Source organism: Thomasclavelia sp., assembly GCF_017889095.1.
Lineage (GTDB): Bacteria > Bacillota_I > Bacilli_A > Erysipelotrichales > Coprobacillaceae > Thomasclavelia.
Genome location: NZ_JAGHEW010000253.1, coordinates 1 through 10,216 on the forward strand (window position 1 = coordinate 1; position 10,216 = coordinate 10,216).

10 protein-coding genes are annotated in these 10,216 nt (G+C 27.7%); all 10 read right to left on the minus strand.

Annotated elements, in window-relative coordinates; genetic code table 11:
- Positions 1-19: 19 nt before the first annotated feature.
- Positions 20-658 (minus strand): class I SAM-dependent methyltransferase, encoded by a 639-nt coding sequence (locus J7M77_RS11360; protein ID WP_296878614.1) that lies wholly within the window; start codon positions 656-658, stop codon positions 20-22.
- A gap of 20 nt (positions 659-678) precedes the next feature.
- Positions 679-1,557, minus strand: a complete 879-nt coding sequence (locus J7M77_RS11365) for an aldo/keto reductase (protein WP_296878616.1) — start codon at positions 1,555-1,557, stop codon at positions 679-681.
- A complete protein-coding gene (locus J7M77_RS11370) occupies positions 1,554-1,784 on the minus strand; it encodes an aldo/keto reductase (RefSeq protein ID WP_296878618.1) in 231 nt (76 codons plus the stop codon). Before J7M77_RS11370 ends, J7M77_RS11365 begins: the two co-directional genes overlap by 4 nt.
- A 1-nt stretch (position 1,785) precedes the next feature.
- On the minus strand, positions 1,786-2,952 hold the full coding sequence (locus tag J7M77_RS11375) for an iron-containing alcohol dehydrogenase (RefSeq protein WP_296878620.1): 1,167 nt from the start codon (positions 2,950-2,952) through the stop codon (positions 1,786-1,788).
- Between the two features lie 145 nt (positions 2,953-3,097).
- Positions 3,098-4,273 (minus strand): MFS transporter, encoded by a 1,176-nt coding sequence (locus J7M77_RS11380; RefSeq protein ID WP_296878622.1) that lies wholly within the window; start codon positions 4,271-4,273, stop codon positions 3,098-3,100.
- Between the two features lie 1,063 nt (positions 4,274-5,336).
- Positions 5,337-6,896, minus strand: coding sequence for an AAA family ATPase (locus tag J7M77_RS11385; protein WP_296878624.1), 1,560 nt, complete (start codon positions 6,894-6,896; stop codon positions 5,337-5,339).
- A 199-nt stretch (positions 6,897-7,095) separates the two neighbouring features.
- On the minus strand, positions 7,096-7,257 hold the full coding sequence (locus tag J7M77_RS11390) for a hypothetical protein (RefSeq protein ID WP_296878626.1): 162 nt from the start codon (positions 7,255-7,257) through the stop codon (positions 7,096-7,098).
- A gap of 97 nt (positions 7,258-7,354) precedes the next feature.
- On the minus strand, positions 7,355-8,185 hold the full coding sequence (locus J7M77_RS11395) for a hypothetical protein (protein ID WP_296878628.1): 831 nt from the start codon (positions 8,183-8,185) through the stop codon (positions 7,355-7,357).
- A 28-nt stretch (positions 8,186-8,213) separates the two neighbouring features.
- On the minus strand, positions 8,214-9,452 hold the full coding sequence (locus J7M77_RS11400) for a nucleotide sugar dehydrogenase (RefSeq protein WP_296878630.1): 1,239 nt from the start codon (positions 9,450-9,452) through the stop codon (positions 8,214-8,216).
- A 19-nt stretch (positions 9,453-9,471) separates the two neighbouring features.
- Positions 9,472-10,216, minus strand: a 745-nt coding sequence (locus J7M77_RS11405; RefSeq protein ID WP_296878631.1) for a polysaccharide pyruvyl transferase family protein, incomplete at its 5' end; no start/stop codon positions are given.

The following is a 10,216-nucleotide window of genomic DNA, read 5'->3' on the forward strand; positions in this document are numbered from 1 at the left end:
CTATTTCTTCGCTTTAACATTACTTTTTCTTTACTAGTACCTGATATAATGCTTTGGGATATGAGTAATACGGTTCATTTCTAGTCATCATAACTTCCTGATATTCAAAATCACCAATCAGTCCAAAATAACGATATAAATCAGCTTCATTAAAATATCGCTGTCCATAACTGCCATAATCATGATAGCGGGAATCAGGATCTTTAGCATTACTAATATTATAAGCATCATTAACACTTGATACTCGGGCAATCAAATAACCGCCAGGTTTTAAGATTCTTTTGATTTCTTCCATGATTTGAATTGTTTTTTGATCAACAAAATAATGCAATGAAATATCTGCCACAATAGTTGAAAAACTATTATTTTCAAAAGGGAAAGGATCATTCATATTTAAATATTTTGTCTGGCTATTAGGAATATATTGATCGATATTTTTTAGAGCCTGCAGCGAATAATCACAAGATAAAACTAAGTAACCTTGTTCAATTAAATAACGGGTATTAGCACCAATCCCACAACCTAAATCTAAAATTGTTTCTTTTTGATTAAATAATGGTAAATACTTCTCTAACCATAAATCATAAACTGGCTTTCCAAAACGACTTTTGGACCAGCTATTCCACATTGTTACATGTTTATTGTTATCTTTACTCATAAATTTTCTTTATATTTTAATTAACTTTCAAATTCTACTGCCACATCTTTTAATAAACTAATAATTTTTAAATGCTGGGGACATACGCCCTCACATTGACCACATTCAACACAAGCACTAGCTAAATTAAAATCACCGCTTGTATGATCTTGATAATAAGTGTTATAACGAGTATTGGCACCATAAGTTTTTGCACTATTATAAGCAACAAATAAATCTGGAATTTGAATGTTTAACGGACATCCCGGTACACAATAACGACAGGCTGTACAAGGAATCATTGGATATGAAAGCACCTGATTGACAACTTCCTGAACTAAGCTTTCTTCATATTTAGATAATGGTTCAAAATTAACCATTGTTTGCAAATTATCATTCATTTGTTCTTCATTAGACATTCCTGATAGAATTGTCATGATTCCTTCTTTAGAACCAAGATATCTTAACGCCCAAGAAGCCATTGACCTTTTAGCATCATAACTGCGATAGATTTTTTCAATCTTTTCAGGAAAAGAAGCTAAAGTTCCCCCTTTAACCGGCTCCATGACAACAATTGGCTTATTGTGTTTTCTAGCGACTTCATAGTTTTTCCGTGACTGGATAACCCCATTTTCCCAATCTAGATAATTTAATTGTAATTGAACAAAGTCAATTTCTGGATGCTCGCTTAAAACCTGATCTAAAAATTCAGCAGTATCATGGAAAGAAAAGCCAATATATTTAATTTTTCCTTGTTTTTTCATCTCCTGGATAAATTCAAAACAATGATATTTTTCATAAGTTGGATAATGTTTCTTTTCAACACTATGCAACAAATAAAAATCAAAATAATCAACACCACAAATTTCTAATGACTCATTAAATATTCGCGCTACATCTTCTTCACTAGATAATTTCAAGCTGGTAATTTATCAGCAATCGTGTATGCATCACGAGGATATTTGTCAACCAAAGTAGCTTTCATTGCTGCTTCACTGCCACCATAAACATAGGCAGTATCGAAATAATTAAAACCGGCTTTCATATAGGAATCAACCATATATTGTACCTGATTTAAATCAATATTGCCTTGAACATCTTTAGGCAAACGCATTAGACCAAAACCTAATTTTGAATTTGATAACATTTTATTTTCCTCCAATTGATAATTTTATAATTGTTTCAATATCTTCTTTACTAATAACATTACGACTTGCAAGTTTATCGATCTTAGCTTCAAATTCACTTAATTCGTGATTACCACAGCCAAGATCTTTAACTGTATGAGCAAGATTCATTTCATCAACAAAATCTTGTAAAGCCTGAGCCCCAGCTAATGCAATTTCATCACAAGTTTTATCCTGGGGATCAATTTGCATAACATTTAAGGCAAATGATTTTAATGTCTGCACAAAATCTTGATGACAAGTAATTAAGTATTTTGGCCAGGTAATTGTGATTCTTTGGGCATAATTTAAATCAAGATCTTTTAATAAACCACCTAAAGGACCACCTAACCAGGGAGCATTTTTACCACGACCTAAAATTCGATTACAAGTAATGGCACTAGCCCACATCAAATTAGCACGAGCGTTATAATCATGAAGATCTTCTTTTAAACTTCTTAAAGCACTGATTACTGTTTTACAAATAGTTTCCACAAAACCATCTTGAATATATGTATCTTGGCGATCAACAAGATATTGTTCCATTGCCTGAACAATGATCGTCATACTGTGATATGCACTTAATTCAAATGGACAACTATAAGTAAGCTCAGGATCTAAAATACTAAAAGCTGGATAAGTTTTGATAAAGCTGCCAATACTTCCATGTTCACCAGTTTCTAAGTTTTCAATCTCACTATTACCGTCCATTTCACTGCCACTTCCAGCAACCGTTACAACTGCACCGATTGGTAAACAATTTAACTGATCATAAGCTACTTTTCCTTGTAACACATCCCAAATATCGACTTCATTACTAGCGCCAACTGCAATTGATTTAGCCATATCAATACAACATCCCCCGCCAATGCCAATAACTACATCAATATCATTATTTTTAGCTATTTCAATTCCCTGATATAAAGTTGTTAGCGCTGGAACTGTAACATTAGCTAATTCGTGATATTCAATTTCATTTTCAATAAATTGCTTAGTGATAACTTCATATAGACCGCTATTAAAGATACTTTTACCGCCGTAAACAATCAATACTTTGTTTCCATAATTTAAAACTTGTTTTGATAAATCATTGATGACCCCTTTGCCAAAGATAACTTTGGTTGGATTTTGATACACAAAATTTAACATAGCCATTTCCTCCTTTTATATTTTTCTTGACTATAAAATATCATAAAGCTAAATTTTAAAACATTAGTTTTAAAAACTCTCAAACATCTTTTACAAATCATTTTCAATTTTTGGATTAATTTGCAAATGGGATTTAAATTTTATATTACTGAAATAAATCTTCTTGATGATCATCAATTTGATAAAATAGGATAATTATTAAACCAATAACTGCTACTACTGTTAAGATAGCATATAAGATTTGATATGAATAATAATCGACAAAATAGCCAGCAGCAAACTGAAAAATAATTGAAGCAAAACTTTTTATTGTCGAAACTAGAGCTAAGGCAGTCATTTGATGCTGCTTGTCAACTAATACGGCTACGATTTTCATATTCAACATAATAAATATCATCGTTGCTACTGCTTTAGTTAAACAGGCAGTTATGATAATAATAATAGTATTGGACACTAGAGTATAAATCATAAACTGAATAATAATAATGATAAAATCAATTATTAATAGTGTTTTGTTTCTAATTTTATTAATATATCGATATAAGGCAATAACTGGTAATTCAAATAATGTCAAAATTAAAATAATGGTGGAAACAAGATCCATTGAAATACCAATACTTTGAAACATTGCTGGTAAATATGTAGTATTTACATTAGTGGTTCCATAAAAGATACAGGCAATTACAAAATATAATAAGACCTGTTTGTTTAAAAAAACCTTAATCATTGATTTTTTCTGCGTTGTCCTTACATTAGGAATATCTTTGGTTCCATAAATTCCAATCACACTAATAAAAATAGCAATTACGTAAAGAATATACATTGCTGTAGGGCTAACATGGTGATAAATCATTCCCCCGATCAAGGAACCAACAGCATAACCAATTGTAGCCCAAATTCTAATTGATACATACGGATGAGATGAAATTGTTGCTTTCTTTTCCAGCATTGGCGTTATTCCATTGATAATAGCTAAAACTAAACCATAAATCAAACCAATTAAAATAATATCTTTTAAATAGATAAATACTATTCCTAAGATTCCGGCTATGATTAATAATATTTCATTAATAGTATCATGATACTTATCATTTAAAATTCCAATAAATGGCTGAATAATCATTGACAGTATAAAAGAACAAGAAACAACAAATGCTATTTGACTAGCATTATAACCTAGATCCATTAAATAGATTGAAATATAGCCAGAAAATACAGCTAAAGCAATATAACAAAACAAATACATCAAAAAGTAACTTAAAAAACTTTCTTGATATCTTTTCTGGATACTAACTTTTTTATAACTCCTTATACTTTCCATACATTTCCTCCTCTTTACGCATTTAATTTAACATAAAGATTTTTAGGTTAGAATGGTTCTTCCAGATATTCTAAGGACATTTTAAAAATTTATATTAATTGTTATATTTTTTGTAAATTATATTTACAAAATAATTTTATTAAAATAAAAACGGAGACTATCTCCGCTTACAATTCAAACTATTTTAGCAATTGATATATTGACTATATTCTTATTATTTTTCATATCAGCTTTATATAAGAATAAGTCTAAAAACTATAAATTATAATTTTTTATATAAAGATACCCTGTTTTATATGTTCATTTTAAATAGCTATAGTTGATATATTTTAACCATTTAAAGCCGTTAATGCTGCAATAAAACCAGTTTTCATGACTCGCAGCGAAGCAAATGCAATAAGATCCAACACACCATAGATTTTTATATGAAACAGATATAAGCTCGATTACTTTTTAGTATAATCTGATTTATGTTTATGATAATGATATTTACAGAACTTGTTCATAAAAATAAAGTTTTGGCTGGATTTATATTCATCAATCAAAGCATTCCGGTTAATTGTTGTTTCAACACTTTTGATTACTGTAATCGAACCCCATTTATAAGTATTATCTCACAATTTTTGGTTCACTTATAATGAATTAATTATAGACCTCTTGCTGTAAATTTTCACGTTTTTACCGCTAAAATCAAGATATACATTATTTGACGTTTGCCCTTGAATCTTCTTTTTAAGATTCTTTTAATTTTAACATAACCCCCTATAAAATTGCAGTAGATAAGCTATCTTATCTTTTATATTACAACTTACAGAAGGTGTTTTCGATTATTAATAAGGCAAAACAAAGTGGTTCTCATAACAAATTAGCTGACTCTAAAAAATTAACCAGGTGTCTATTAACTCCAATTTGATTAACTCTAATATAACAAAATATTCAATAAATTTCTTTTTATTTACACCACTTTGTTTAACATATGTTTTTTATCAATTTTTGTTAATTTCATATACTAAAAAAATTTAATACAAAACTTTATAATTAAACTGAAATATAATCATTAATATTATTCATATTTTTCAATATGACATTGATGTTCTTTTGTTTTCTTATCATAGTTAATAGATACTAATAACAAGTTGTCTACATAATGTTCTAATGATTTTGGATAATTCTTATTCTTAATTTGAGTAATTGCTGTTTCTACATTTTCATTATATTTAAGTTCGACGATCATTGCTGGTTTATCACCTCTTGGAATAAATGTAATATCAGCAAAACCTTTACCAGTAGGAAGTTCTCTTACAATCGTATAATATTCCCTTGCAGTAATATACGCTAAATAAATAGTATAAGATAATGCATTTTCATCATTATATTGAAGTATACTTGTTTCATAATGTGAATCTTGAATATACTTTGCAACTCGTTTGGAATCTTTATCCCAAGTAGCTTGTAATAAATCATTTGCATTTTTGAAAACTTTTGTAACTATATCCCAATTAGAATTTTTAATTGATGTAATAAACGTTCCTTTTACTTCATTATTTGGAATATATACCCTACTTTCATTCGAATTGAATGCAAGATACCCTAAATGTATTAACAATGTAAGAACATCATCTTTTGATTTAAGTGATGTCATATCATTTTGGAATGATGTTGTATCTATTTTCACTCTATTTCCAGCTATCATTTCTACAATATTATCTTTTAATCCATCCAGGTTTAAGTCAATATAATCCTGTAATGCTTCAAATGTTTCTGTTTGAGACCAGTAATTACTAAATTTTCTAGTCATAATAGCAGAAGATACTGAACGTGGTGAATAAACAGATATATCGTCTTCTAGATGATAACCATTATACCATTGTTGCATTGTTTGATAATTAACATCAAATTCATTACATAAATTTTTTACTTCTTGTTCTGTAAATCCCATAAAAGATGAATATCCTCTTTGTTCAATCATAGAAATTTCATCAAACATATTTAAAGCACTATGTGTTCCATATTTCTTGACTGGAAGTATACCAGTCATATATACCATTTCTACATATTTTTGATCTTTAAATAAATCTCTTAGAAAATCAAGATATTGTTTTTGTGCATTTTCATCTTCTTTAAATTCTCTAAACAAGCAATCCCATTCATCAATAATAAAAATAAATTTATTGCCAGTTTCATTAAATATATCAGATAATGAAAATTGAAGATTAGTATCATCAAAATAATCAACATCTTCATATACTCGTTTAAATTCTCTAATTAATATAGAACTTAACAATAAAATGAATTCATCTATATTTTTGGACTTACTAAGAAAATTTTGCATATTTAAATGAATGACATTATGCTTATTAAGATGTACTTCATATTTACTAGTTTTAGAAATTTTCAAGTTATCAAAAAGAGTATGAGAGTCACAACCTTTTGAATAATAAGCAACAAGCATATTAGCATCAGTACTCTTACCAAATCTTCTCGGTCTTGAAATGCAGATATATTTTGATTTTGTATTAATTATATCATTTGTTTTTTCAATTAATAATGATTTATCAATCACAATTTTTGAATTTAGTAATTCACAATAATCATCATTACCTGGATTTAAATACATACCCATTTTGCTTCACCCTTTCTACACATGCTCATTATATCATTTTTCCTAATATAAATCACTTTTTTCATAGGTATGCAGCACTAAAAAGTAAGTTTTTTCTGGAGATGTTTCATTTTTTTGTATGATTATCCTTTTTATTTACCTATCTGTATTTTTAGATTGCATAAAAGTTTTCTTCTTTTTATCTTTTTTTAACTTGTTGTCAATGATCAAATTTAAGCTCAATTACTTTATCAGTATGGTCTGATTTATGTTTATGATAATGATATTTATAGAACCTGCTCATAAAAATAAAGTTTTGGCTAGATTTATATTCATCAATCAAAGCATTCCAGCTAATTGTTGTTTCAATATTTTTGATCACTATAATCAAACCTCCTTTACAAATATTGTCTTACAATCACCAAAATATGTTAATTGTAGAATATTTATCATTATACTCATAAAAAGACACTAAGCTATTAATAACCTAGTGTTTCATCATCATTTAATTCAATTTTATTGACAAGATATTTGCTAGAAATTGATTTATTATCTTTCACTACCATAAGAGGATTCATTTCATCCATTTCTACAAAATCTTTATCATATTTATAGAAATATAATCTTAACATCATCATTGCTAGAATGTGATATTGTTTTTCTTCATTTGATAAATCCTCATAATTTTCAAAGTAAATATCTTCTATAGGTACTAAATACTCAAATTTATATAATTTACTTTGTTTTAAATAGTTATCGATGATCTCATCATCGTTATCTACGTAATTAAAAAGATGTCCGAAAAATTCCGGACCATACTTAACTATTTCTAATATCTCATTATTCATTAATTGATCATCAAATGCAAATCCTTTGAATGAATAATCATATGAAAACCTATATTTAAGATAAGGTTTATATTTCTTATCATCAGGAATATCAATCTTATTACCATTAACATACATTTTTATTTCATCATCAAATTTAAATGTTAATCCATATTCTTTTAAATAGTTTGAAAAACTATTTTCTTCTGTTAGTAATTCTAACAAACTTAAGCCATCATTATCAGTATCCTTTAATCTTCTAGATATGCTATAGAAATGTACTTTATCAACAGTTCCTTTAAAATATTTCTTTACTATATTAAAACAATATTCATACAAGTCATCAATATATAATACTTGATGATTTTGTTGGAACATATAATAGCCTGAATCTATAGTATCTAAAATAACCTGATTATTAAGTTCTAATTCTTTACATAATGAATCTAGGATACTTTGAAATGATGTTGTATCTAATTGCATTATTTCACCACCATTTCCTTTAAATTTTCTAATCTCTCCTAAATAAATCTCTTGTATATACTTTATCTTTTACATCATCTAAACAACTATTATATCTATTAGCAATAATTGCTTGTGATTGTTGTTTAAATTTTTCTAAGTTATTTACTACCTTACTTCCAAAAAATGTTTCACCGTCTTTTAAAGTTGGTTCATAAATAATTACTTTAGCACCTTTTGCTTTAATGCGTTTCATTACACCTTGAATTGATGATTGTCTAAAGTTATCAGAGTTGGATTTCATTGTTAATCGATATACACCAATAACTACGTTCTTTTCTTTATCCGGATTATATTCATTATTTTCACCATAACCATAATATCCAGCTTTTTTCAATACTCTATCAGCAATAAAATCTTTTCTGGTTTTATTACTTTCTACTATTGCACTCATCATTTCTTGGGGTACATCTTGATAGTTAGCTAGTAATTGTTTAGTGTCTTTTGGTAAACAATAACCTCCATAACCGAATGACGGGTTATTATAATGAGTTCCGATTCTTGGATCCAAGCATACTCCCTCAATAATCTGTTTTGTATCTAATCCTTTCAACTCTGCATAAGTATCTAATTCATTAAAATATGATACTCTTAATGCTAGATAAGTATTAGCGAATAACTTAACAGCTTCTGCTTCTGGATATCCCATAATTAATGTTTCAATATCTTCTTTGATTGCACCTTCTTTTAATAGACTAGCAAATGTATTTGCAGCTTCTACTAATTTGGGATCATTCATATCTATTCCTACAATAATTCTAGAAGGATATAAGTTATCATATAACGCTTTAGATTCTCTTAAGAATTCAGGACTAAATATAATATTCTTTAACTTCATTTTTTCTATAATACTTTGAGTATATCCTACTGGGATTGTACTTTTAATAATCATAATAGCTTCTGGATTATATTCCATTACTAGCTTAATTACTGCTTCCACTGCACTAGTATCAAAGAAATTCTTCTTTGAATCATAGTTAGTAGGAGTTGCAATAACTACAAATTCAGCGTTACTATAGGCTTCTTTTGCATCTAGTGTAGCCACTAAATTTAAATTTTTTGTACTTAAAAAAGTCTCAATTTCATTATCTTGAATTGGAGACTTTCTATTGTTTATCATATTTACTTTCTCTTCAATAATATCGCATGCAATCACTTCATGATGCTGTGCTAATAATGTAGCAATACTTAATCCTACATATCCCGTTCCAGCGACCGCTATTTTCATTGTATTAAAATTCCTTTCATTATATTTTGAATACTTCTTTTGTCTTTTTTTGTACATTTGGTAGAAGGTAGTTCACATATCGTTTAGAAAGTTTATCCGATAAATAATAATTATTATTTATCAATTCATCGATAATACTTTCTATATGAACAGAATCATATTTATTTAGCTCATAAAGATTGATAACAAATTTACTCATTTCTGTATATGTAGCAACCTCATTCATTTTATTTTCATACGATAATGTTAAAAAAGGGATTGCATTTTTAGCAGCCAAAACACAACTATGATATCTCATTCCCACAGTAATTAAACTTGATGAAATATATTTATCATATTCTTGATAATTGTAAATTTTAGGAACAATCACTTTGCTTTTATCAATACCAAAATTTATTATTTTATCTTTTATCTCTTCACAATATATATGTTCTGTCTTCAAATCAAAATGCGGTAATACAACAATGCTTAAATTATTTTTTTTTGCCACTTTAGTTAAAATAGGTAAAAATGATTCCATGAAATAATTATCAATATTATGTTTTTTAAAATACGGATGCCAATCATCAAAGTGTGCAGGGATAAAACATAAATAATTATCTCTTTTCGTTTTTAATGGTGACAATAGAAATGCACTATCCGTACCAACAGTATGTGGAATTCCAATGCTACTAAGATATTGAGATGACTTTAACTCTCTAACATTAACATCTGATTTTTTTAAAATATATTTTGATATAAAATCGAATAAGAAACTACCACTA

Bases quoted from the DNA above. Each gene is read 5' to 3' on its own strand.
- J7M77_RS11375 (WP_296878620.1), bottom strand. From the start codon at position 2,952: ATGTTAAATTTTGTGTATCAAAATCCAACCAAAGTTATCTTTGGCAAA.
- J7M77_RS11400 (WP_296878630.1), bottom strand. From the start codon at position 9,452: ATGAAAATAGCGGTCGCTGGAACGGGATATGTAGGATTAAGTATTGCT.
- J7M77_RS11395 (WP_296878628.1), bottom strand. From the start codon at position 8,185: ATGCAATTAGATACAACATCATTTCAAAGTATCCTAGATTCATTATGT.
- J7M77_RS11370 (WP_296878618.1), bottom strand. From the start codon at position 1,784: ATGTTATCAAATTCAAAATTAGGTTTTGGTCTAATGCGTTTGCCTAAA.
- J7M77_RS11380 (WP_296878622.1), bottom strand. From the start codon at position 4,273: ATGGAAAGTATAAGGAGTTATAAAAAAGTTAGTATCCAGAAAAGATAT.
- J7M77_RS11360 (WP_296878614.1), bottom strand. From the start codon at position 658: ATGAGTAAAGATAACAATAAACATGTAACAATGTGGAATAGCTGGTCC.
- J7M77_RS11385 (WP_296878624.1), bottom strand. From the start codon at position 6,896: ATGGGTATGTATTTAAATCCAGGTAATGATGATTATTGTGAATTACTA.